21 protein-coding genes and 1 pseudogene are annotated in these 22,268 nt (G+C 73.4%); 13 read left to right on the forward strand and 9 right to left on the reverse strand.

The window, feature by feature from the left end; genetic code table 11:
• The first annotated feature begins 97 nt into the window (after positions 1-97).
• Positions 98-1,399, forward strand: coding sequence for an MFS transporter (locus ACGFYV_RS28265; protein WP_393881312.1), 1,302 nt, complete (start codon positions 98-100; stop codon positions 1,397-1,399).
• Positions 1,400-1,463: 64 nt separating this feature from the next.
• Here ACGFYV_RS28265 and ACGFYV_RS28270 read toward each other — a convergent pair whose 3' ends face one another.
• Together ACGFYV_RS28270 and ACGFYV_RS28275 are read right to left on the reverse strand one after the other, a co-directional pair.
• On the reverse strand, positions 1,464-1,862 hold the full coding sequence (locus ACGFYV_RS28270; protein WP_393881313.1) for a VOC family protein: 399 nt from the start codon (positions 1,860-1,862) through the stop codon (positions 1,464-1,466).
• Positions 1,863-1,871: 9 nt separating this feature from the next.
• The gene (locus tag ACGFYV_RS28275; RefSeq protein ID WP_393881314.1) at positions 1,872-2,507 is read right to left on the reverse strand and encodes a TIGR03085 family metal-binding protein; all 636 of its coding nucleotides are present in this window, start codon (positions 2,505-2,507) and stop codon (positions 1,872-1,874) included.
• A gap of 82 nt (positions 2,508-2,589) precedes the next feature.
• Between ACGFYV_RS28275 and hisI the strand changes: the two genes are divergently transcribed.
• The 11 genes from hisI to lgt all read left to right on the forward strand — a co-directional run bounded on the left by hisI (position 2,590) and on the right by lgt (position 12,253).
• Complete coding sequence (gene hisI, locus ACGFYV_RS28280; RefSeq protein WP_393881315.1) at positions 2,590-2,991, forward strand: phosphoribosyl-AMP cyclohydrolase; 402 nt, start codon at positions 2,590-2,592, stop codon at positions 2,989-2,991.
• 11 nt (positions 2,992-3,002) lie between these two features.
• A complete protein-coding gene (locus ACGFYV_RS28285; protein ID WP_393881316.1) occupies positions 3,003-4,490 on the forward strand; it encodes an anthranilate synthase component I in 1,488 nt (495 codons plus the stop codon).
• A 123-nt stretch (positions 4,491-4,613) separates the two neighbouring features.
• On the forward strand, positions 4,614-5,252 hold the full coding sequence (locus ACGFYV_RS28290) for a TIGR02234 family membrane protein (protein WP_393881317.1): 639 nt from the start codon (positions 4,614-4,616) through the stop codon (positions 5,250-5,252).
• Positions 5,253-5,429: 177 nt separating this feature from the next.
• Positions 5,430-5,687 carry an HGxxPAAW family protein gene (locus tag ACGFYV_RS28295; RefSeq protein WP_393881318.1) on the forward strand — a complete coding sequence of 86 codons (258 nt, stop codon included), beginning with the start codon at positions 5,430-5,432 and terminating at the stop codon, positions 5,685-5,687.
• A 546-nt stretch (positions 5,688-6,233) separates the two neighbouring features.
• Complete coding sequence (locus tag ACGFYV_RS28300; RefSeq protein ID WP_393881352.1) at positions 6,234-6,659, forward strand: DUF2752 domain-containing protein; 426 nt, start codon at positions 6,234-6,236, stop codon at positions 6,657-6,659.
• A 134-nt stretch (positions 6,660-6,793) separates the two neighbouring features.
• Positions 6,794-7,603: an indole-3-glycerol phosphate synthase TrpC gene (trpC, locus tag ACGFYV_RS28305; RefSeq protein WP_393881319.1), complete on the forward strand. Its 810-nt coding sequence runs from the start codon at positions 6,794-6,796 to the stop codon at positions 7,601-7,603.
• Between the two features lie 22 nt (positions 7,604-7,625).
• The gene (gene trpM / locus ACGFYV_RS28310) at positions 7,626-7,820 is read left to right on the forward strand and encodes a tryptophan biosynthesis modulator TrpM (RefSeq protein WP_393881320.1); all 195 of its coding nucleotides are present in this window, start codon (positions 7,626-7,628) and stop codon (positions 7,818-7,820) included.
• A gap of 276 nt (positions 7,821-8,096) precedes the next feature.
• Positions 8,097-9,386 (forward strand): tryptophan synthase subunit beta, encoded by a 1,290-nt coding sequence (gene trpB, locus ACGFYV_RS28315; RefSeq protein WP_393881321.1) that lies wholly within the window; start codon positions 8,097-8,099, stop codon positions 9,384-9,386.
• A complete protein-coding gene (trpA, locus tag ACGFYV_RS28320) occupies positions 9,383-10,201 on the forward strand; it encodes a tryptophan synthase subunit alpha (RefSeq protein ID WP_393881322.1) in 819 nt (272 codons plus the stop codon). Before trpB ends, trpA begins: the two co-directional genes overlap by 4 nt.
• Before the next feature lie 134 nt (positions 10,202-10,335).
• Positions 10,336-11,109, forward strand: a complete 774-nt coding sequence (locus tag ACGFYV_RS28325) for a DsbA family protein (RefSeq protein WP_393881323.1) — start codon at positions 10,336-10,338, stop codon at positions 11,107-11,109.
• Positions 11,110-11,194: 85 nt separating this feature from the next.
• Positions 11,195-12,253, forward strand: a complete 1,059-nt coding sequence (gene lgt, locus ACGFYV_RS28330; RefSeq protein ID WP_393881324.1) for a prolipoprotein diacylglyceryl transferase — start codon at positions 11,195-11,197, stop codon at positions 12,251-12,253.
• A gap of 287 nt (positions 12,254-12,540) precedes the next feature.
• On the opposite strand, the gene ACGFYV_RS28335 is transcribed toward lgt, so the two are convergent.
• From ACGFYV_RS28335 to ACGFYV_RS28365, 7 genes and pseudogenes are all read right to left on the reverse strand, one after another.
• Positions 12,541-13,353, reverse strand: coding sequence for an HpcH/HpaI aldolase/citrate lyase family protein (locus tag ACGFYV_RS28335; RefSeq protein ID WP_393881325.1), 813 nt, complete (start codon positions 13,351-13,353; stop codon positions 12,541-12,543).
• Positions 13,350-14,663 carry a CoA transferase gene (locus ACGFYV_RS28340; protein ID WP_393881326.1) on the reverse strand — a complete coding sequence of 438 codons (1,314 nt, stop codon included), beginning with the start codon at positions 14,661-14,663 and terminating at the stop codon, positions 13,350-13,352. The genes ACGFYV_RS28335 and ACGFYV_RS28340 overlap by 4 nt, the downstream gene beginning before the upstream one ends.
• Positions 14,660-15,553, reverse strand: a complete 894-nt coding sequence (gene rbsK / locus ACGFYV_RS28345; RefSeq protein WP_393881327.1) for a ribokinase — start codon at positions 15,551-15,553, stop codon at positions 14,660-14,662. The genes ACGFYV_RS28340 and rbsK overlap by 4 nt, the downstream gene beginning before the upstream one ends.
• Positions 15,550-16,920 carry an ADP-ribosylglycohydrolase family protein gene (locus ACGFYV_RS28350; RefSeq protein WP_393881328.1) on the reverse strand — a complete coding sequence of 457 codons (1,371 nt, stop codon included), beginning with the start codon at positions 16,918-16,920 and terminating at the stop codon, positions 15,550-15,552. The genes rbsK and ACGFYV_RS28350 overlap by 4 nt, the downstream gene beginning before the upstream one ends.
• The gene (locus ACGFYV_RS28355) at positions 16,908-18,095 is read right to left on the reverse strand and encodes an ADP-ribosylglycohydrolase family protein (protein ID WP_393881329.1); all 1,188 of its coding nucleotides are present in this window, start codon (positions 18,093-18,095) and stop codon (positions 16,908-16,910) included. The genes ACGFYV_RS28350 and ACGFYV_RS28355 overlap by 13 nt, the downstream gene beginning before the upstream one ends.
• An 8-nt stretch (positions 18,096-18,103) precedes the next feature.
• Complete coding sequence (locus tag ACGFYV_RS28360) at positions 18,104-19,219, reverse strand: ADP-ribosylglycohydrolase family protein (RefSeq protein ID WP_393881330.1); 1,116 nt, start codon at positions 19,217-19,219, stop codon at positions 18,104-18,106.
• Positions 19,220-19,998: 779 nt separating this feature from the next.
• Positions 19,999-21,033: pseudogene (locus ACGFYV_RS28365) on the reverse strand (ADP-ribosylglycohydrolase family protein); the annotation flags it as partial.
• A 278-nt stretch (positions 21,034-21,311) separates the two neighbouring features.
• Here ACGFYV_RS28365 and ACGFYV_RS28370 point away from each other — a divergent pair.
• Positions 21,312-22,043 (forward strand): VIT1/CCC1 transporter family protein, encoded by a 732-nt coding sequence (locus ACGFYV_RS28370; RefSeq protein WP_393881331.1) that lies wholly within the window; start codon positions 21,312-21,314, stop codon positions 22,041-22,043.
• Positions 22,044-22,268 lie beyond the last annotated feature (225 nt).

Consider the following 22,268-nt stretch of genomic DNA (forward strand, 5'->3'; position numbering starts at 1 on the left):
TCCGACGACGTCCCGTCCCGCGCTCACGTCCCGTCCAGGGCCTTCGCGTGTCCCGCCCCGCCCCGCCCTGTCCCGCGCCCGAGAGGACCCACGTTCCGTGACCGCCACTGTCATGGCCCCGGCCGCCACGCAGGCCCACCGTGACCCCAACGTGCTGCGCTGGCTCGGGGCGTACGCCTGTTCCATGCTCGGGGACAACGTCTACTACCTCGCGCTGTCGTGGGCCGCCGTGCAGGCCGGCACCCCCTCGCAGGCCGGTGCCGTGATGGCGGTCAGCGCCGTGCCGAGGGCCCTGCTGATGCTGGGGGGAGGGGTGATCGCCGACCGGCTGGGACCGCGCCGGGTCGTCATCGGCAGCGACGCCGCGCGCTGCGCGGCCGTCCTCGCGGTGGCCGCCCTGCTGGCCCTCACCCGCCCCGGACTGTGGCCGCTCGCCCTGCTGGCGCTGGTCTTCGGCACGGTCGACGCCGTGTTCATGCCCGCCGTGGGCGCGCTTCCGGCGCGCATCACCAGCCCGGACCAGCTGGCCCGGGTCCAGGGCATGCGCGGCCTCGCCATCCGCTTCGCGAGCGTCGTCGGCGCCCCGCTCGGCGGCCTCGTCGTCGCGGTCGGTGGCGCGGCCACCGCGTTCGGCGTCGCCGGACTGCTCATCGCCGCGTTCCTGCCGCTGCTCGTCGCGGTGCGCGTCCGCCCCCTGCCCGCCGACGACACCTCTGACGAAACCTCCGACGACACCTCGGGCGCCGAGGACGGCGAGGACGGTGCCGGCGCGGCCGGATCGCGTCGCGCCACCGCCTGGGGCGACCTCGCGGCCGGCCTGCGCTACCTCCGCGGCCACCGCGTCCTCGGCCCGCTGATGCTCGTCATCGCCCTCGGCGACTTCGGCTTCGTCGGCCCGCTCAACGTCGGCCTCACCCTGCTCGCCGACCACCGCGGCTGGGGCGCGTCCGGCATGGGCTGGGTGCTCGCCGGCTTCGGGACCGGCGCGGGCGCCGCCTCGCTGCTGCTGGCCGTCCGGGGGCGGCTCCCGTACGCGGCACTGGTCGCCGCCGGGGCGATCCTCGCCGGCTCCGTCGCGATCGGCGCCCTCGCCTACGTCCCGACCCTCGCCGGCGCCGTCGGCGTCGCCCTGGCGGTCGGGCTGCTCGCCGGGCTCAGCGGCGCGATGTGCGGGGCTCTGCTGCAGACCCAGGCCGACCCCGCCTACCACGGCCGCGTCACCGCCGTCTCCGGCCTGGTCAGTCTCGGTCTCGCGCCACTGAGCATGCCGTTCGCCGCCGCCGCGATCGGCGCCTGGGGCCTGCGCCCGGTGTTCGTGGTCAGCGCCGCCGTCTGCGGGCTCGGTGGCGTCGTCACCCTGTGCTTCCGGGACCTGCGCCGGGCCGAACTCCCCGCCTGAGCCGAACTTCCCGCCTCACCCAACCGGCCGGGCGGCACGCTCACCCCAGCGAGCACCCCAGCACTCACCCCAGCGGCTGCGTCAGCTGCACCAGATTGCCGACCGAGTCGTCGAACACCGCCGCCAGCACCGGCCCCTGCTCCTGCGGCGGATGCGTGAACCGCACACCGAGGCCGCGCAGGCGCTCGTACTCCGCCGGAAGGTCGTCCACCGAGAAGACGATGCACGGGATCCCGGCCGCGTACAGCGCCGTCCGGTACGGCTCCGCGACCGGCCCCTCACCGGGCTCAAGGAGCAGCTGGAGATCCCGCTGGGCCCCGTGCGGCGCGCCGACCGTGACGAACAGCGTGCCGTCGCCGAGATCCATGTCCGTCCGGGTCTCGAAGCCCAGGACCCGCGTGTAGAAGGCGCGCGCCTTCGCCACGTCGTCCACGTACACGCTGGTCATGGCGACCTTGATCATGCCGGGACCTCAGAGTCCCAGTTCCTTGGAGTCGTGCAGCTTTGTGATCGCGTCCGCGTCGCCCTCGAGTGCCACGTCGGCCGTGTCCTGTCGGCCGAACGCGAACATCAGCAGCTCCGCCGGCTCCCCGGTCGCCGTGACCACCGGAGTGCCCCGGTGCGCCACCGTCGTCTGGCCGTCGGGGCGGCGCAGCACCAGCCCGGTCGGCGCGCCCCGGCCCATCACCCGGGCCATCCGGTCCAGACGCGACCACAGGGCGTCCTGGAACACGGGGTCCAGCTCGCGCGGGCTCCAGTCCGGCTGGGCGCGGCGCACGTCCTCGGTGTGGACGTAGAACTCGACCGTGTTCGACGCCTCGTCCACCTGCTTCAGCGAGAACGGCGAGAACCGCGGCGGTCCCGTGCGGATCAGCTGGATCAGCTCCTCGTACGACTTCGCCGCGAACTCGGCCATCACCCGGTCGAGGCGCGGCGCGAGCTGTTTGACGAGGATGCCCCCGGCGGCGTCGGGGCGCCGCTCGCGCACCACGACATGGGCGGCCAGGTCCCGGGTCGTCCAGCCCTCGCACAGCGTCGGGGCTTCGGGACCCATGGTCTCCAAGAGGTCGGCGAGCAACAGCCGTTCACGCTTGGCGAAGGTCGACATGAGATCAGCCTACGACCATACAGGCCGTCCGCACCCCGGACACCCACCGTCACGCCCCCCGCCACGCGGCACAATGGCGTCCATGACCAGTACGCCCGGCAGCCCCCGCCCCACCAGCCTCGACCCCGGCATCGCCGCCCGCCTCAAGCGCAGCGCCGACGGGCTCGTTCCCGCCATCGCCCAGCAGTACGACACCGGCGAGGTACTGATGCTCGGCTGGATGGACGACGAGGCGCTGCACCGCACCCTGACCACCGGCCGCTGCACGTACTGGTCCCGCAGCCGGCAGGAGTACTGGGTCAAGGGGGACACCTCGGGCCACTACCAGTGGGTCAGGTCGGTCGCGCTGGACTGCGACGCCGACACCCTGCTGGTCAGGGTGGACCAGGTGGGTGCCGCCTGCCACACCGGCGCCCGCACCTGCTTCGAGGCCGACGTCCTGCTGAAGGACGAAGCCGTCGGCGCGCCGGCCCAGGGTCAGTAAGGTCTGCCGCCATGGACCTCGAGACATTCCGCAAGCTCGCCACCGACCGGCGCGTCATCCCGGTCACCCGAAAGCTCCTCGCCGACGGCGACACGCCGGTCGCGCTCTACCGCAAGCTCGCCGCCGAACGATCCGGCACCTTCCTGCTGGAATCCGCCGAGAACGGCCGCTCCTGGTCCCGCTACTCCTTCGTGGGTGTCCGGTCCGCCGGGACACTGACGGAGCGCGACGGACAGGCCCACTGGCTCGGCGTCCCGCCGGTCGGCGTGCCCACGGACGGTGACCCGCTCGCGGCCCTGCGCGCCACCCTGCAGACCCTGCACACCCCGCACCAGGAGGGGATGCCGCCCTTCACCGGCGGGATGGTCGGCTACCTGGGCTACGACATCGTGCGCCGGCTGGAGAAGATCGGCCCCGGTGAGCGCGACGACCTGAAGCTGCCCGAGCTGACCATGCTCCTGACCAGCGACCTCGCGGTCATGGACCACTGGGAGGGCTCGGTCCTGCTGATCGCCAACGCGATCAACCACAACGACCTGGAGACCGGCGTCGACGAGGCGTACACCGACGCCGTGGCCCGTCTGGACGCCATGGAGGCCGACCTGGCCCGGCCGGTCGCCCAGCCCCCGGCCGTCCTGCCGCCCTCCGAACTGCCCGAGTACACCGCGCTGTGGGGCGGCCCCGACTTCCGGGCGGCCGTCGAGGACGTCAAGGAGCGCATCCGCGCGGGCGAGGCCTTCCAGGTCGTGCCCTCCCAGCGCTTCGAGACCGAGTGCACCGCGAGCGCCCTCGACGTCTACCGGGTCCTGAGGGCCACCAACCCGTCCCCGTACATGTACCTGTTCCGCTTCGACGGGTTCGACGTCGTCGGCTCCTCGCCCGAGGCGCTCGTGAAGGTCGAGGACGGGCGCGCGATGGTCCACCCCATCGCCGGCACCCGGCACCGCGGCGCCACCCCGCAGGAGGACCAGGCCCTCGCCGAGGAGCTGCTCGCCGACCCCAAGGAGCGCGCCGAGCACCTCATGCTCGTCGACCTCGGCCGCAACGACCTCGGCCGGGTCTGCGAGCCCGGCACGGTGGAGGTCGTCGACTTCATGTCGGTCGAGCGCTACTCGCACGTCATGCACATCGTCTCCACGGTCACCGGCCGGGTGACCGACGGCCGTACGGCCTTCGACGTGCTCACCGCGTGCTTCCCGGCGGGCACCCTCTCCGGTGCCCCCAAGCCCCGGGCGATGCAGATCATCGACGAACTCGAACCGTCCCGGCGCGGCCTGTACGGCGGCTGTGTCGGCTATCTCGACTTCGCCGGCGACTCCGACACCGCCATCGCCATCCGTACGGCCCTGCTGCGCGACGGCACCGCCTACGTGCAGGCCGGCGCGGGCATCGTCGCCGACTCCGACCCGGTCGCCGAGGACCAGGAGTGCCGCAACAAGGCGGCGGCCGTGCTGCGTGCCGTGCACACCGCCAACCGGCTGGGGCGGCAGAGCCGGTAGGGCCGGTCGGTGAAGCGGTCCGTGGGGCGGTCGGCGGCGCGGTCGGAAAGTCGGTCGGCAGGGGCGCTTCTCACGCCTTTAATGGGAACCCCGGGTGACCGTTCGCCCGGGGTTCAGGCGATAGTGGACTACGTGACTGCCGTACCTCACCCCCGTTCCGAAGCCACCGCACCCGTCCGGTCCGGCCGGCGGAGCCTCGCCGTCGCCCTGCTGTTCGGTGCCCTCGGCGCGGCCGTGGCGCTGCTCTCGACCCGGCAGCGCTGGTCCGCGGGCACCGCGACGGTGGCCGGGGGCGCGTTCCCGCTGACCGCCAAGGGCAGCGACGTCACCGGTGTGCCCGCCGCCCTCGCCATAGTCGGCCTCGCCGCGCTGGTCGCCGTGTTCGCCGTCCGCCGGGCCGGCCGGCTGGCCGTGGCCGGGCTCCTCGCGCTCTCCGGCGCCGGCATCGCCGTCGCCGCCCTCACCGGCGCCTCGGACAGCTCCGCGCTGGACGACAAGGCCGCCCAGGTCACCGGCGACAGCTCCGCGACGGTCGCCGCCCTCACCCACACCGGCTGGCCGTACGTCGCGGCCGTCGGCGGCGCCCTGATCCTGCTCGCCGGACTCCTCGCCCTGCGCTACGGCCGTCTGTGGCCGGCCATGTCGGGCCGCTACGAGCGCGGTACCGCCCGCCCGCGCGGCAAGGCCCGCCCGGTCGACCCCGAGCGCCCCGAGGAGATCTGGAAGGCCCTGGACCGTGGCGAGGACCCCACCGGAGCCTGAGCCGCGGCCCCACCGCCCGCCCGTCGCCGGATGTGGCGAACCAGACGCCACCCCAGCGTCCGGCACGCGCGCGCGTACGGGACAATGGAGGACGAGCGTCCGGCTCGCGGAGTGACGGACGGGCCTCGAAACGTACGACGCGTACGACGACACGACCACAGCAACGAGGAGCAAGTCATGGCGGGCAACAACCACGGTCACACCCCGGCCGCCTGGACCGGCGTCACCATCGCCTTCATCGGTTTCTGCGTCGCGGGTGCCTTCATGGTGATGGCCCAGCCGCTCGGCTTCTGGGCCGGCATGGTGATCGTGGTCCTCGGCGGCGTCGTCGGTGTCGCCATGCGCGCCATGGGCCTCGGCCAGCCGAAGCAGGCGCACTCCGTCACGACCCAGGCCCCCGCGGCGACCCGCGAGCCGGTCGGCGCCGAGAGCTGACACCCCGCACGTCCCCGAGGGGCGGCCCCGCGCACCATAAAGTCGCGGGCCGCCCCTCGCGCGTTTCCCGCGAACGGGGCTTCCTCACGGAGCGCTCCGCGTGTGTAGTCCGGTCGACGGGTGCTGTTGTGTGTTGGTCGGGGGTGGGAGTTTCCGCGTGTGCGGCGGCCCGGGGGGACTCCTCGCGTGTGCGGTCTGGCCGGCGGACGTCGTGGCGTGTTCGTCGGAGGTGGCGGCTTCCACGTGTACGGCGCTCCCCGCGGGGCGCTTCGCGCGTGCGGGCCGGTCGGCGGGGTTCTTCGTGTGTGCGGCGGTGCTCGCGGGGTTCTTCGTGTGTGCGGTCTGGCCGGCGGGCGTCGGCATGTGTTGGTCGGGGGTGGGAGTTTCCACGTGTACGGCGGTCCTCGGGGGACCCCTCGTGTGTGCGGGCCGGTCGGCGGGAGTCGTCGCGGGGGTCCTCGCGCGTGTGGGCGTGGTGGCGGGCAGAATACGAGGGTGACTGCCGACAGCGGGATCACCCCGCGCGCCTTTCCGTCCGCCGGGCCGGTGGCGGCCCCGCCGCAGCCTCCTCCGGACTCCCTCTGGCGCCGGCTCGCCGTGCCGGGCGGCATCCTCGTGGCCGTGGCCGGGGCCTTCGCGTACGTCGGCGCCGTCGACCCGAACCAGCCCGGCCACTACCCGGTGTGCCCGCTGTACCGGTTCACCGGGCTGTACTGCCCCGGCTGCGGCGGGCTGCGCAGTGCCCACGCCTTCATCCACGGCGACCTGCTCGGCGCCCTGCGGGACAACGCCGCGGGCGTGGCCGCCTACCTGGCCTTCGCGGTCGTATGGACCGTCTGGGTGGTCCGCGCGGTCCGCGGCCGGCCGATGCGGATCGGGCTCGGACCGGTCCCGATGGCGGTCGTCGGCGCGTTGCTGCTGGTCTTCAGCGTTGTCCGGAACCTGCCGTTCGGTGGCTGGCTGCATCCTTGATCGAATGGGGAACGTCCAGGTAATGGGACCGGCGGCCACTGGATGCGAACCCTTGGCCCTCCTGCGGATACCATCGCAGTGACCATGGGTTTTCGAACCCGGCACGAACCACCGCCTGGAAGGGGGCCGCTCGCGTGAGTGTGCTCGACGAGATCATCGACGGAGTCCGGGCCGACCTCGCGGAGCGGCAGACACGCGTCAGCCTCGACGAGCTCAAGGAGCGCGCCGCCAAGGCTCCCGCCGCCAAGGACGGCGTCGCGGCCCTCAAGGGCGACGGCGTCAAGGTGATCTGCGAGGTCAAGCGCTCCAGCCCCTCCAAGGGCGCGCTGGCCGCGATCGCCGACCCGGCGGGACTCGCCGCGGACTACGAGGCGGGCGGTGCCGCCGTCATCTCCGTCCTCACCGAACAGCGCCGCTTCGGCGGCTCGCTCGCCGACCTCGAGGCCGTCCGCGCCCGCGTGGACATCCCGGTGCTGCGCAAGGACTTCATCGTCACGTCGTACCAGCTGTGGGAGGCCCGCGCGTACGGCGCCGACCTCGCGCTGCTGATCGTGGCCGCCCTGGAGCAGCCGGCCCTGGAGTCGCTGATCGAGCGTGCCGTCTCCATCGGTCTCACCCCGCTCGTCGAGGTCCACGACGAGGACGAGGTCGAGCGGGCCGTGGACGCCGGCGCCAGGATCATCGGTGTCAACGCGCGCAACCTGAAGACCCTGGAGGTCGACCGCGGCACCTTCGAGCGGGTCGCCCCGGAGATCCCCGACAACCTCGTGAAGGTCGCCGAGTCCGGTGTGCGCGGGCCGCACGACCTGATCGCCTACGCCAACGCGGGTGCCGACGCGGTCCTGGTCGGCGAGTCCCTCGTCACCGGACGCGACCCCAAGGCGGCCGTCGCCGACCTGGTCGCGGCGGGCGAGCACCCCGCACTGCGGCACGGCCGCGGCTGATCATTCGCTAAGCTGGACGGCGATGAACGCTCCGATCACCCTGGCGACGCGGGACCCCCATGCCCGCCTCGCCCGCGGCTGCCGTCCCCGTGGCTGCCGTGCCCCCGCGCGGCGGGTGCACGGGCGGCGGGTCCGCTATGTGATCGGTGACGAACCCGGCCAGGTGAACGGCATGCGATGGCACCATGGTGCGCGCGTGTCCCCCGCGGTGAGCTGAACCGCCTCTCCCTGCGAACTCCGGTTGCCCTGGTGGGCTTTTGGTGCACGATGGGGGCGCGGCCGGTCCGCCACCGCCGGACCTCGACGGCGCCGGTGTCCTGAGGTCTTCGCCCGTCCCCGCCGACCGTGCGGGCGGGCAGGTGGGACAGCACGCCCGAGCACACACGCCCGAGCACACACGCCCGAGCCCAGTACGCCCGAGCACAGCGCGCGCACGCTCAGCACGTACCCCAAGTCCAGCAACCCTGGGGCGCAGCCCCTGCGAGGTGTCCGCATGCCCAGCCAGTTCTTCATCCCCGACCCCGAGGGTCAAGTCCCCAGCGCCGAGGGCTACTTCGGCGCCTTCGGCGGCAAGTTCATCCCGGAGGCGCTCGTCGCCGCCGTGGACGAGGTCGCCGTCGAGTACGACAAGGCGAAGCACGACCCCGAGTTCGCCCGCGAACTCGACGACCTGCTCGTCAACTACACCGGCCGGCCCAGCGCCCTCACCGAGGTGCCGCGGTTCGCCGAACACGCCGGTGGCGCGCGGGTGTTCCTCAAGCGCGAGGACCTCAACCACACCGGATCCCACAAGATCAACAACGTGCTCGGGCAGGCCCTGCTCACCCGGCGCATGGGCAAGACCCGCGTCATCGCGGAGACCGGCGCCGGCCAGCACGGCGTCGCCACCGCCACCGCCTGTGCCCTGTTCGGCCTCGAATGCACCATCTACATGGGCGAGATCGACACCCAGCGCCAGGCCCTGAACGTGGCCCGCATGCGCATGCTCGGCGCCGAGGTCGTCGCGGTGAAGTCCGGCAGCCGCACGCTGAAGGACGCCATCAACGAGGCCTTCCGCGACTGGGTCGCCAACGTCGACCGCACCCACTACCTGTTCGGCACGGTCGCGGGACCCCACCCCTTCCCCGCGATGGTCCGCGACTTCCACCGCGTCATCGGCGTGGAGGCCCGGCGCCAGCTCCTGGAGCGCGCCGGCCGGCTCCCCGACGCCGCCGTCGCCTGCGTCGGCGGCGGCTCCAACGCCATCGGCCTCTTCCACGCCTTCATCCCGGACGCGGACGTCCGCCTGATCGGCTGCGAGCCGGCCGGGCACGGCGTGGAGACCGGCGAGCACGCGGCCACCCTGACCGCCGGCGAGCCCGGCATCCTGCACGGCTCCCGCTCCTACGTCCTGCAGGACGAGGAGGGCCAGATCACCGAGCCGTACTCGATCTCGGCCGGTCTGGACTACCCGGGCATCGGCCCGGAGCACTCCTACCTCAAGGACAGCGGCCGCGCCGAGTACCGCGCGGTCACCGACGACGCCGCCATGCGGGCCCTGCGCCTGCTGTCGCGCACCGAGGGCATCATCCCGGCCATCGAGAGCGCCCACGCCCTCGCCGGCGCCCTGGAGGTCGGCAAGGAGCTGGGCAAGGACGGCCTGATCGTCGTCAACCTCTCAGGCCGTGGCGACAAGGACATGGACACCGCCGCCCGCTACTTCGGCCTCTACGACACGTCCGCCGACGCCGAGGTGGCCGCCAACGAAGCAGACACCGCCGAGATCGAGGGGGACGCCAAGTGAGCGGGAACCTTCAGCTGCTGTCCGACACCCTCGCCGCCGCCAAGGCCGAGGGCCGGGCCGCGCTCATCGCCTACCTCCCGGCCGGGTTCCCGACCGTGGACGGCGGCATCGAGGCGATCAAGGCCGCCTTCGACGGCGGCGCCGACATCGTCGAGGTCGGCCTGCCGCACAGCGACCCCGTCCTCGACGGCCCGGTCATCCAGACCGCCGACGACATCGCCCTGCGCGGCGGCGTCAAGATCGCGGACGTCATGCGCACCGTGCGCGAGGCGCACGAGGCCACCGGCAAGCCGGTCCTCGTCATGACGTACTGGAACCCCATCGACCGCTACGGCGTGGAGCGCTTCACCGCCGAGCTGGCCGAGGCGGGCGGCGCGGGCTGCATCCTGCCCGACCTGCCGGTCCAGGAGTCGGCCCTGTGGCGTGAGCACGCCGAGAAGCACGGGCTCGGCACGGTCTTCGTCGTCGCCCCCAGCAGCAAGGACGAACGGCTCGCCCAGATCACCGCGGCCGGCAGCGGCTTCGTCTACGCCGCCTCGCTGATGGGTGTCACCGGCACCCGCGAGTCCGTCGGCGCGCAGGCCGAGGACCTGGTGGAGCGCACCCGCGCCACCGGCACCGACCTGCCCGTCTGCGTCGGCCTCGGCGTCTCCGACGCGACCCAGGCCGCCGAGGTCGCCGGCTTCGCCGACGGCGTCATCGTCGGCTCGGCGTTCGTGAAGCGGATGCTGGACGCCGCCGACCACGCGAGCGGGATCGAGGATGTCCGGGCCCTCGCCGGGGACCTGGCGAAGGGCGTCCGCCGGCAGGCGTGAACACTGCCGAGGTGACGTGACGTGACCGTCCGTTCACCGGCCGTCACTTTTCCCTGGCGGGACGGGGAGTCACTCGAACGGGTGGACCTACGGCCGGGGAGGCGCTCAGTGCCTCCCCGGTTCGTTCAGGGGGTGTGAGCGAGAAGAACCGTGACGGAAAGCGCACCGCCCGGGAGCGGCTGGCGGTGGAGCGCGAGAAGCAGAAGTCCGCGGACAGGCGACGACGCGCGCTGATCGTGGGGGCCGGCGTCGTCTGCGTCCTCGGGCTCGCGGCGGTGATCGGCGTGATCGCCGCGAACGCGGGCAAGGACAAGGGGAAGAACAACGCGGGCCCGGTCGTGGCGCCCTCGGGCGCGCAGGGCAAGGACGGCCTCGCGATCCCGGTCGGCAAGGACGACGCCAAGGCGACGCTCACGGTCTGGGAGGACTTCCGCTGCCCGGCCTGCCAGGCCTTCGAGACGCGGTACCGCCCCGTCCTCCATGAACTGGTCGACTCCGGCAAGCTCAGAATCGACTACCACCTGGTCCGCCTCATCGACGGCAATCTCGGCGGCACCGGCTCGCTGCGCGCGGCCAACGCGGCGGCCTGCGCCCAGAGCGCCGGAAAGTTCCGCGACTACCACGACGTGCTGTACGAGAACCAGCCCCCGGAGACCGACGACGCCTTCGGCAACGACACGAAGCTGATCGACCTGGCCAGCAAGGTGAACGGCCTGGACACCCCGGCGTTCCAGAAGTGCGTCAAGGACGGCATCCACAACAGCTGGGTGAACAAGTCGCACCAGGCCTTCGAGGCCGGTCACTTCGGCGGAACACCCACGGTCCTGTTCGGCGGCAAGAACATCTACCAGGACCAGACGCTGACGCCGGACAAGCTCAAGCAGATGGTGGAGGCCGCCCAGAGGTGAGCGGGGTTTCTCACCCGCCTGTTATGCACCCGTAGCCGGGCCGCGTGCCGTCCCCGGTGCCCGGCACGGTAGCGTCGACCTTGCCATGGAACTTGCCTACATTCCCAGCCCGTCGCACGGGGTCTGGCACCTCGGTCCCATTCCGCTGCGCGCCTACGCCTTCTGCATCATCGCCGGCGTCTTCATCGCCGTCTGGCTCGGCAACAAGCGCTGGATCGCCCGGGGCGGGCGGTCCGGCACGGTTGCCGACATCGCGGTGTGGGCGGTGCCCTTCGGCCTCGTCGGTGGCCGTCTCTACCACGTGATCACGGACTACGAGCTGTATTTCAGCGAGGGCCGTGACTGGGTGAACGCCTTCAAGGTCTGGGAAGGCGGCCTGGGCATCTGGGGCGCCATCGCCCTGGGTGCCGTGGGCGCGTGGATCGGCTGCCGGCGCCGGGGCATCCCGCTGCCCGCCTACGCCGACGCCATCGCCCCGGGCATCGCCATCGCGCAGGCCGTCGGCCGGTGGGGCAACTATTTCAACCAGGAGCTGTACGGGCGCGAGACGCATCTTCCGTGGGCGCTGCACATCACCTCCTCCGAGGGCGGCCGGGTGCCGGGCTACTACCACCCGACCTTCCTGTACGAGTCCCTGTGGTGCATCGGCGTCGCCCTCCTGGTCATCTGGGCCGACCGCCGCTTCACCCTCGGCCACGGGCGGGCCTTCGCCCTGTACGTCGCCGCGTACTGCGTGGGCCGCGGCTGGATCGAGTACATGCGCGTCGACGACGCCCACCACATCCTCGGCCTGCGGCTCAACGACTGGACCGCGCTGATCGTCTTCCTGCTGGCGGTCGCCTACATCGTGATCTCCGCGAAGAAGCGTCCGGGCCGTGAAGCGGTGGTGGAACCGGCGGCGCTCTCCGAGGGTGCCTCCGGCGGTGAGGCGGTGGAGACCGAGGCCGAGGGCGAGGGCAACGGCGAGACCAAGGCCGAGGTCAAGGGCAAGGACACGGCCGACGGCAAGGGCGTGGACATGGACAAGCCCAAGGCCGAGCCGGATCCCGAGCCCGAGTCCGGTCCCGACCCCGCATCGGACTCCGAAGCGGACTCTGTGGCGGAATCGAAGGACGAGACCGAGTCGGCGGCCAAGAAGAGCTGACGCTTGTTCGTACGACACAGAGGGCGCCCGGAATTCCTCCGGGCGCCCTCTGCTTGTACGCGCCGACGGCTGAGCCGAGTCCGGCACCGCCGATCACCACCACCGTGGTTGCGCGCCGTCGCGGCGGAGAAGGGCCGGCCTGACGAAACAGCGCCGACCCGCCTCTGCCCACCGCAGTGGTGTGCGGTCGTGGCCGCGGGCTCATCCCCTCCTGGTCAAGGAGAGGGTCGTTGAGCCATGGCCACCATGGCCGGGTCGATAGTGGTGTGGCGGTCGTGGCTGCGGGCTCACCGTCTCCTGGTCAGGGAGAGGGTTCGCTGGGCCATGGCCACCACGGCCGCGTCGATGAAGCGGCCGTCGGGAAGGGCCTGGGCGCCCTCGTTGGTGGCGGCGGCTTTGATGATGGTCTCCGCGTGCTCGATCTCGGACGGGGTGGGGAGGTAGGCCCGCTCGATCACCGGGAGCTGGCGGGGGTGGATGGCCGCGCGGCCGAGGAAGCCGAGGGTGCGACCGCGGGCGCAGGAGGCGGCCAGGCCGTCCAGGTCGCGGATGTCGGGGTGGACGGACTGGGTCGGTGGGGCGAGACCGGCCGCGCGGGCGGCGACGACCACGCGGGAGCGGGACCAGTCGAGCCCGGCGTCGGCCCGTACGCCCAGGTCGGCGCGGAGGTCGGCCTCGCCGAGGGAGACGCCCCGCAGGGAGGGGTGGGCGCAGGCGATGGCGTGGGCGCGTTCGATGCCGAGGGCCGACTCCAGCAGGGCGTAGAGGGGGAGAGGGGTGGCCGTGGCCACGTGCCGTACCTGGTCGGGGGAGGTCACTTTGGGCAGCCGCAGGCCGGACAGGCCGGGCAGCCGGGCGAGCCGGGCCAGGTCCGCGGCAGCCCATTCCGTGTCGAGGGAGTTCACCCGGACGTGGACCGGGACCGGCTGGGGGTCCTGGAGGAACTCGGCGGTGGCCTCGCGGGCGTACGCCTTGCGGTCGGGGGCGACCGCGTCCTCCAGGTCGACCACCACCACGTCCGCGCCCGCGACCAGCGCCTTGGCCACCACGTGCGGGCGGTCGCCGGGGACGTAGAGCCAGGTCAGCGGCAACGGCGTCACAGGGCGCCCTCCTGGCGCAGGGCGTCCAGCTCGGCCGGCGTGAGACCCAGCTCCGTGAGCACCGCCTGGGTGTCGGCGCCGTGCGGCCGGCCCGCCCAGCGGATCGCGCCGGGCGTCGAGGACAGACGGAAGAGGACGTTCTGCATCCGCAGGGGGCCCAGTTCGGGGTCGTCGACCGTGGTGACCGTGTCCAGGGCCTGGTACTGGGGATCCTCCAGCACGTCCCGCACGTCCTGGACCGGGGCGACCGCCGCCTCCGCCTTCTCGAAGGCCGCGAGGACCTCGTCCCGGGTGCGGGCCCGGACCCACGCGCCGACCGCCGCGTCCAGCACGTCGGCGTGCGCGGCGCGCTGCGCGCCCGTGGCGAACCACGGTTCCTCGATCAGCTCCGGCCGGCCCACCAGCCGCATCACCCGTTCGGCCACCGACTGCGCGGACGTGGAGACGGCGACCCACTGGCCGTCGGCGGTGCGGTAGGTGTTGCGCGGGGCGTTGTTCGCGGACCGGTTGCCGGTGCGCTCCTGGACGTAGCCGAGCTGGTCGTACCAGGTGGGCTGGGGGCCGATGACCGCGAGGATCGGCTCGATGATCGCCATGTCCACGACCTGGCCCTCGCCGGTGCGCTCCCGGGCGGCCAGGGCCGTCAGCACGGCGTACGCCGTCGCCAGCGCCGCGATCGAGTCCGCCAGCCCGAACGGCGGAAGCGTGGGAGGCGCGTCCGGTTCGCCGGTGAGCGCCGCGAAGCCGCTCATGGCCTCGGCGAGGGTGCCGAAGCCGGGCCGGTGCGCGTACGGGCCGAACTGGCCGAAGGCCGTGACCCGGGTGAGGATCAGCCGCGGGTTGGCGGCGGACAGCTCCGCCCAGCCCAGGTCCCACTTCTCCAGCGTGCCGGGCCGGAAGTTCTCGATCACCACGTCGGCACGGGCGGCGAGCCGCAGCAGCGTGGCACGGCCGCCGGGCTTGGACAGGTCGAGGGTGATGGTGCGCTTGTTGCGGCCGAGCACCTTCCACCACAGGCCGACCCCGTCCTTCGCCGGGCCGTGGCCCCGCGACGGGTCGGGACGGCCCGGATGCTCCACCTTGATCACCTCGGCGCCGAAGTCGCCGAGCATCGTGGCGGCCAGGGGACCGGCGAAGAGGGTGGCCAGGTCGAGGACCCGCAGACCGTCGAGGGACTGGGGACGGTCAACGGACTGGGGACGGCCAGGGGACCGGGGACCGCCGAGGGGCTGGGGACGGCCGGGGGAGGGGGGACCGTCGAGGGACTGGGCGCGAGGGGGGTTCGCAGGGGGATTCGCGGGCGTGTTCATGCGGTGTACTGCGCCTCGATCTCCGGGCGGTACGGCATCGACACCGACGCGCCCTCCCGCTGCACGGACAGCGCCGCCGCCGCGGCAGCCCAGGACAGTGCCTCCCGTACCGGCTTCTCCTCGGCGAGGGCGACCGCGAGCGCGCCCGCGAACGTGTCGCCGGCGCCCGTCGAGTCCACCGCCGTCACCTGCGGCGCGGGCACGAGCAGCGGCTCGGTGCCCCGGGACCGGTACAGGCAACCGGCCGCGCCCAGGGTGACGACGACCTCGGGCACCACGTCCAGCAGCGCGGCGGCGGCCTCGCGCACGTCGGTGCGGCCGGTGAGCGTGACCGACTCGAACTCGTTCGCCACCAACAGCTCGGTCGCCTCGAAGAGTTCGGGCGGCAACGGCTGGGCCGGGGACGGTGTGAGCACCGTACGGACACCGTGCCGGCGTGCGGCCTCGGCGCCCGCGACGACCGCGGCCATCGGGATCTCCAGCTGCAGCAGCAGGGCGTCGGCGGAGGCGATCACCCCCTCGTCGCCGGGGGAGAGGTGGTCGACGGTGCCGTTCGCGCCGGGGATGACGACGATCGCGTTGCCGCCCTCGTCGTCCACCACGATGTGCGCGGTGCCGGAGGGGCCCTCGACCGTGCGCAGGGAGTCGGTGTCCACACCGCAGTGTTCGAGGGTGTCGCGCAGCCGGACCCCGAACGCGTCGTTGCCGACCGCGCCGATCATCGACACCGTGGCGCCGGCGCGGGCGGCGGCGATCGCCTGGTTGGAGCCCTTGCCGCCGGGGATCGTACGGAACTCCCGCCCCGTCACGGTCTCGCCGCGCTGCGGAGCCTTGCTGACGTAGGTGACGAGATCCATGTTCGTGCTGCCGAGGACGGCGATATGGGTCATGGGCGGGTCGCCTCCAGGTGGGTGAGGTGGGCGAGGGTGTCGAAGCCGGTGCCGTCGAAGTCGGCGACCGTGGTGGCGAGCCGGTTCTTCAGCGGGGCCGGCCAGCGGTCGGGCAGTGCGTCGGGGGTGCCCGCGAGGAGACCGGCGACGCTGCCGGCGGTCGCCCCGTTGGAGTCGGTGTCCCAGCCGCCGGACACCGCACGGCAGACGGAGCCGCTGAAGTCGCCGTCGGCGTGGGCGAGGGCGGCGGTGATCAGAGCGGTGTTGGGGATGGCGTGCACCCAGTGGTGGGTGGGGCCGTGGAGGGTGTGCAGCGCGTCCACGACGTCGTCGAAGTCCGTGTGCTCCCCGGCCAGTCGCAGCGCGTGGTCGACGGCCCGCGCCAGCCGGGAGCGGGGCGGGACGACCGTGCGGCCGGTGCGCAGGCAGGCGTGGACGTCCTGGGTGCCGGTGGCCGCGGCGGCGATGACGGCGGCCGTGAACATCGCCGCGTAGACACCGTTGGCGGTGTGGGTGAGGGTCGCGTCGCGGTACGCCTGCTCGGCGGCGGTCGCCGGGTCGCCCGGGTTGGTCCAGCCGTGGACGTCGGCGCGGATCAGGGCGCCGATCCATTCGCGGAACGGGTTGCGGTGGCGGGCGGTGTGCGGGGGTTCGATGCCGCACAGGAGGTTGCGGTGGGCGACGCGCTCGGCCGTGAAGGTGCGGCCGGGTGGGAGTTCGTCGAGCCAGAGCCGCGCCACGTCGGCGGTGGTGAAGGTCCGGCCGTGCCGTTGGAGGAGGAGGAGATTGAGGAGGGGGTAGTTGAGGTCGTCGTCCTCGGGCATGCCGTCGATGTTCTCAGCCAGACAGGTGGCGGCCGAGCGGCGGTTCCAGGGGTAACGGGCGAGAAGGTCGTCGGGCACGCCCCGGGCCGTGAACCAGGTGGTGAGGGGCCAGTTGCCGGCGGCACGGGCGAGGGCGCGGATGCCGTCCAGGGGGAGCTTCTCGACCGGCTTGCCCAGCAGGCAGCCGACGGCCCGGCCGAGCCAGGCGGCCTCGAAGGCGAGCGGGGACGGCGGGGACGGCGGGGCGCAGGCGCGCGCGGCGGGCCAGTCGGGACAGGCGGCCTTGATCCGCGCGAGGTCCGTCGGCTCGTCCTCGGCCAACGCGCTGGGCAGATCGGCCAGTTCGTCCAGGAGGTCCTCGGCGAGGAGGCGCAGATAGCGCGAGGCCCGGTCCGGGGAGGCGCCCGCGCGTTCCGGGGCGTCCAGACCGCCGGCGGCCCGCCAGCGGGCCTCGATCCGCGAGGGTTCGCGGCCGTCCAGGCGGGCCTGGCGCAGTTCGTGGCCGAGCAGGTCCTCGGGCTGGACCCAGGTCAGTCGGAGCATGCGCTGCCTCCCAGGGCGGCGAAGGCGCTCTCGTGGGCGCGGCGCCGGCGCACGTCGAGCGCGAAGACCTCGCGGCTGACCGCGGTCAGGTCGCGGGCCGGCGCCCACAGGTCCAGCCGGCTCGCCTCGGCCACCGTCTTCGACCACTCCTCGGGGACCGGCGAGCCGAGGGCACCCGCGAGCGCGCCGGCCATGGTCGCGATCGAGTCGCAGTCGCGGCCGTAGTTGACCGAGCCCAGGACCGCGTGCCGGAAGTCGCCGCCGGAGACCAGCAACATGCCCAGGGCGACGGGGAGTTCCTCGATCGAGTGCAGCCGGGAGGGGCGGCGGGCACCGAGGGAGGGGGCGCGGTAGTCGGGGCCGACCGTGTCGTACGGGGCCACCGCCTCCCGCAGCGGGAGCAGTGCCGACTCGAAGTCGCCGTAGGACGTGGCCACTTCGCAGACCTTCTCGATCGCCTCGCGGGTGCCGTCCTTCGCCAGCGACAGGCACGCCGTCACCACCGAGTCCGGGGTCGCGCCCGGCGCGGTGGCGGCGGCGACGGCCGCGGCGAAGACCCCGGCGGCCTCACGGCCGTACGACGACTGGTGCGCGCCCGCGACGTCCAGCGCCTCGGCGTACGCGGCGGCCGGATGTGCCGCGTTGACCAGGCCGACGGGCGCCATGTACATCGCCGCACCGCAGTTGACGATGTTGCCGACGCCCGCTTCCCGGGGATCCACATGGCCGTAGGCGAGCCGCGCCACCAGCCACTTCTCGGCGAGGAAGATCCGCTGCAGCGGCAGCGCCTCGGCCTCCAGCTCGGGGATCCAGCGCGGGGTGGTCATCAGGTCCGGGACCAGGTGGTCCGCGACGGCGTACGCGTCGAGGTGGTCGCGGACCCGGGCGTAGACCCGGACCAGAGCGTGGGTCATCAAGGTGTCGTCGGTGACGTGGCCGTCGCCCTTGTGGTACGGGGCGACGGGGCGGGCGGTGCGCCATTCGTCGCCGTGCCAGGGGCCGACGACGCCGTGCACCCGGCCGCCGTGCCGCTCGACGATCTGGCCGGGCGAGTAGCCCTCGACGGGACCGCCGAGGGCGTCGCCGACGGCGGCTCCGACCAGGGCACCGGTGATCCGGTCGTCGAGACCGATCGGGCCGCCGGCTCCGCCGCTTTCTTCTCCTGTGGGCGTCATGCCCCGAATCATCCTCCTGGTCGGGCCCGTTGCGCGGCTTCCAGGAGTCCGGCGAGTTCCACGAGATCGGTACCGGTGAGGCGGGGCAGTGCGCAGCCGGAGAGGGTGCGGCAGGCGTCCCGCCAGGTGGCCGGTACGGACGCGCCGCCGCCCAGCGCGCCGGTGAGCGCGCCGGCGAGGGCGGGTGCGGAGTCGGCGACCCGGGACAGACAGGCGGCGGCGGGCACCGCCTCGGCGATACGGCCGCGGGCGGCGACGGTCAGGGCGAGGGCGACGGGGACGGTCTCGGCGGCGGCGATGCCGTAGCTGTAGACGTGGTCCACGATCTGGTGTTCGAGGAGGGGGACCAGCGCGAAGGCGGTGCCGGTGTCCAGGGCCAGGGCGAGCGCGTGGCGGGTGTTGCGGCCGATCTCCGTCTGCGCGGGGAGTTCGGCGAGGGCCGTCGCCACACAGTCGTCGGCGCCGGCGCCGGACAGGGCCAGCGCGAGGGCCGCCGCCATCGCGCGGGCGCCGTGCACACCGTCGCCGTCCTGCGTGTAGCGGGCGTCGAACTCGGCGAGGTCGGCGGCGCGGCGGGGGTCCCCGGGGTGGGCCACCGCGAGGACGCAGGCGCGGACGCAGGCCGCGTCGTCGAAGTAGTGCGGGTTGTCGTGGCCGGTGGCGGGCGGGCGCAGGCCGGCGGCGAGGTTGCCGAGGCCGGCGCGGACGGAGATGCGGGCGCGCAGCGGGAGGACGGCGGACTCGATCTCCGGGGCGCGGTCCGCCGCCGCGGCGACCTCGGAGGCCACGGCGGTCCAGGTGAGGTCGATGGCGGCGCGCATACGACGGTCCCGGCCGAGGTCGCCGAGCGCGTCCTCGTCACCGGCCCGCAGGACCGCCTCCGCGGCGAAGGCCGCCCACTCCGCGTCGTCGGACGGGCCGAGGCGCAGGGGCTCGGGGGGCTGGTTGAGCGCGATCGGCACGGGCAGGGTGGTGGTCGCGTTGTGCTCGGCGAAGGTGTCCAGCTCACGGGTGAGGCGGCGGGTCCACTCGGGCATCCGGGCCGCCCGGTGACGAGCCGCGGGCCACCCGGCGGCGTCGCCTGCGGCGAGGCCGAGCAGGAGTCCCTCGATACGGCGCATCATCGTCCCTCACTGTCCTGCTGCCCCGACTTCCCCGCCCCAACCAGCGGGCTCCGCCCCCTGGACCCCCGTTCCTCCGCCCACTCACCACTTGACTCGGTGGTGGAGAGGGGTGAGGTGGGGTGGGTGGGTTCCGGGGGTTCGGTCAGTTGGATGGTGGCCGGGAGGGGCGAGAGGGGATCGGTGGGTTCCGGGGGTTCGGTCGGCTGGGTGGTGGCCGGGTGGGGTGAGGTGGGGTGGGTGGGTTCCGGGGGTTCGGTCGGCTGGGTGGTGGCCGGGTGGGGTGAGGTGGGGTGGGTGGGTTCCGGGGGTTCGGTCGGCTGGGCGGTGGCCGGGTGGGGCGACGTGGGATGGGTGAGTTCCGGGAGCACGGTCGGCTGGATGGTGGCCGGGTGGGGTGGGAGTGGGTCGGTGAATTCTGTGGGATTCAGGTCGGCGGACAGGGGTGGGGCGGTGAGGCGTACGGGCTCGGCCAGTTGGACGGTGGCTGGATGGAGCGGGGATGGGCCGGCGGGTTGTACGGGGTCGGTCAGCTGGATGGTGGCCGTGGGTTCCAGAAGCTCGGTCGGCTGGATGGTGGCCGCGGGTTCGAGGGGCTCGGCCAGTTGGATGGTGGCCGTTGGTTCCAGGGGCTCGGTCAGTTGGATGGTCGCCGGGGGTTCCAGGGGCTCGGTCAGTTGGATGGTCGCCGGGGGTTCCAGGGGCTCGGTCGGCTCGTCGGTGAAGCCTCGCGCCGCGGTCGGCTCGTCGGTGAAGCTCCGCGCCGCGGTCGGCAGGAAGTCCGGCATCACCAGGCCCTCGCCCCACTTGCCGCCCTCCTCCGGTACCAGGAGTTCCGCCACGTCCAGGATGTGGTGGCCGGCCATGGAGGGGAGGCAGTGGCCGCGGGCCGGGCCGATGGCGGTGGCCCAGTGGGTGGGGATGGCGGAGATGCCCTGGCCGGCGCCGGCGAGGGCGCCCGCGACGGCGGCTGTGGTGTCGGCGTCGCGGCCCATGTTGACCGCGGTGAGGACGGCGTCGCGGAAGTCGCCGTCGGCCGCCGCGTACGCGCCGAAGGCGAGGGCGACGGCCTCGGGGGCCAGGTCGGTCCAGGGATAGCCGCCGATGACCACGGCGGAGCGGACCGCGCGTTCGCCCCGGTGGGCCACGGCGACCGCGCGGCGCAGCGAGCGGGCCGTCCAGGAGTCCTCGGGGACGGCGGCGAGGGCGGAGGCGATGACCACCGGAGGGGGTGCCCCTGTCATCGCCGCGGCGACGCCCGCCGCGACGGCCTGGCCGCCGTAGATGCCCTCGCCCTCGTGGCTGACCGAGCCGTCGACGGCCACCAGGCGCGCGGCTTCGGCGGGGCGCCCTGCGGCGAAGACGCCGAAGGGCGCCGCCCGCATCGCCAGGCCGTCGCTCCAGGCGTGCCGGTGCTGGGCCGAGATGGGGGCGGCGAGGCCCCGGCGGAGGTTCTCCAGCGTGCCGCGCTCGCTGAAGCCCGCGCCCCGGAAGGGGCCCTCCGCCCGGTCGGCGATCCACTCGTGCCAGGCCGCCTCGACGTGCGCCGGGGTGAGCGCCGACCCGTGCCGGGCCAGCAGCAGCCCGGAGAAGATCGCGTACTCGGTGTCGTCCGTGCCCGACGGGCGCTCGCTCACGTACCCGGTGATACGGCCCCAGCGGGCGCGGATCTCGGAGGGCCGGAGGTTCTCCGCGGGCGCTCCGAGCGCGTCGCCGACGGCCAGGCCGAGCAGGGCGCCGCGCGCCCGCTCCCGCAGTCCGGCCGAGTCCCCGGGTGCCGGTAGCGGCGCCGGGGGGGTGCACGCGAGCGATGCCATGGACGCCTCTCCTTCAGCGAGGGCCGCGAGGCCCTGTGCGCCCGAGGCCCTTTGCGGATGTCTGCCACGCGAGGGCCGCACACCCTCCTCCGGGCGTGCAGCGTCACCCGCTCGGCATCTGAGCAGCCATTGGCACGGATGAGCAAAGAAGGTAAAGCCGCAGGTTAGCCCAGCCTTTCCTTGCTGGCGCGGGTGACAGTGAGGGCGTACATTCGGTGGAGTCGAAAAGTAGAACGCGTCCAAAGTTAGCTTTGGCTAAGCTTCCTGGGGGAACCCGCATGGCCATCATCGAGACCGAGGCGCCGCTGCACGCGGCGCACCGTGACAACCACACCCACCGCGACGTCAACGGCGGCTGGCTGCGCCCCGCCGTCTTCGGCGCCATGGACGGTCTCGTCTCCAACCTCGCCCTGATGACCGGTGTCGCCGGCGGTTCCCTCGGTCAGCAGACCATCGTCATCACCGGCCTCGCGGGCCTCGCCGCCGGCGCCTTCTCCATGGCGGCCGGCGAGTACACTTCTGTCGCCTCGCAGCGCGAACTCGTCGAGGCCGAGCTGGACGTGGAGCGCCGCGAACTGCGCAGGCACCCCCAGGACGAGGAGGACGAGCTGGCCGCCCTCTACGCGGCCCGCGGGGTCGAGCCCGCACTGGCCCGCGAGGTCGCCCGGCAGCTGTCCCGCGATCCCGAGCAGGCGCTGGAGATCCACGCCCGCGAGGAACTGGGCATCGACCCCGGTGACCTGCCGTCACCGCTGGTCGCGGCCGTGTCGTCGTTCGGGTCCTTCGCGCTGGGCGCCCTGCTGCCCGTGCTGCCGTACCTGCTGGGCGCGACCGCTCTGTGGCCCGCCGTGCTCCTCGCGCTCGCCGGGCTCTTCGGCTGCGGTGCGGTGGTGGCCAAGGTGACCGCCCGTACCTGGTGGTACAGCGGGCTCAGGCAGCTCGCGCTCGGCGGTGCGGCGGCCGGTGTGACCTTCGCTCTGGGCGGCCTGTTCGGAACCGCCGTAGGATGACGCGAGCGGATCTTATACGCCGGACCGCATGAGCCGCTGTTACTTGCTGGTTTCGGACACGTCACCACGGGGCATGAGCCGTAAGCGCTGTGGGCAATGACGCCTGTGGTGCACTCAAGGGATGGGCGAAGGTGCTCCTCCCGCCTTTTTCGGGCCGACCGCCGCAGATTTGATCGATCTTGTCCCGTTCGGTCCCCCGGATTTCCGGCCGCCGAACGCGGCACC

Source organism: Streptomyces sp. NPDC048297 (assembly GCF_043201585.1).
Taxonomy (GTDB): domain Bacteria; phylum Actinomycetota; class Actinomycetes; order Streptomycetales; family Streptomycetaceae; genus Streptomyces.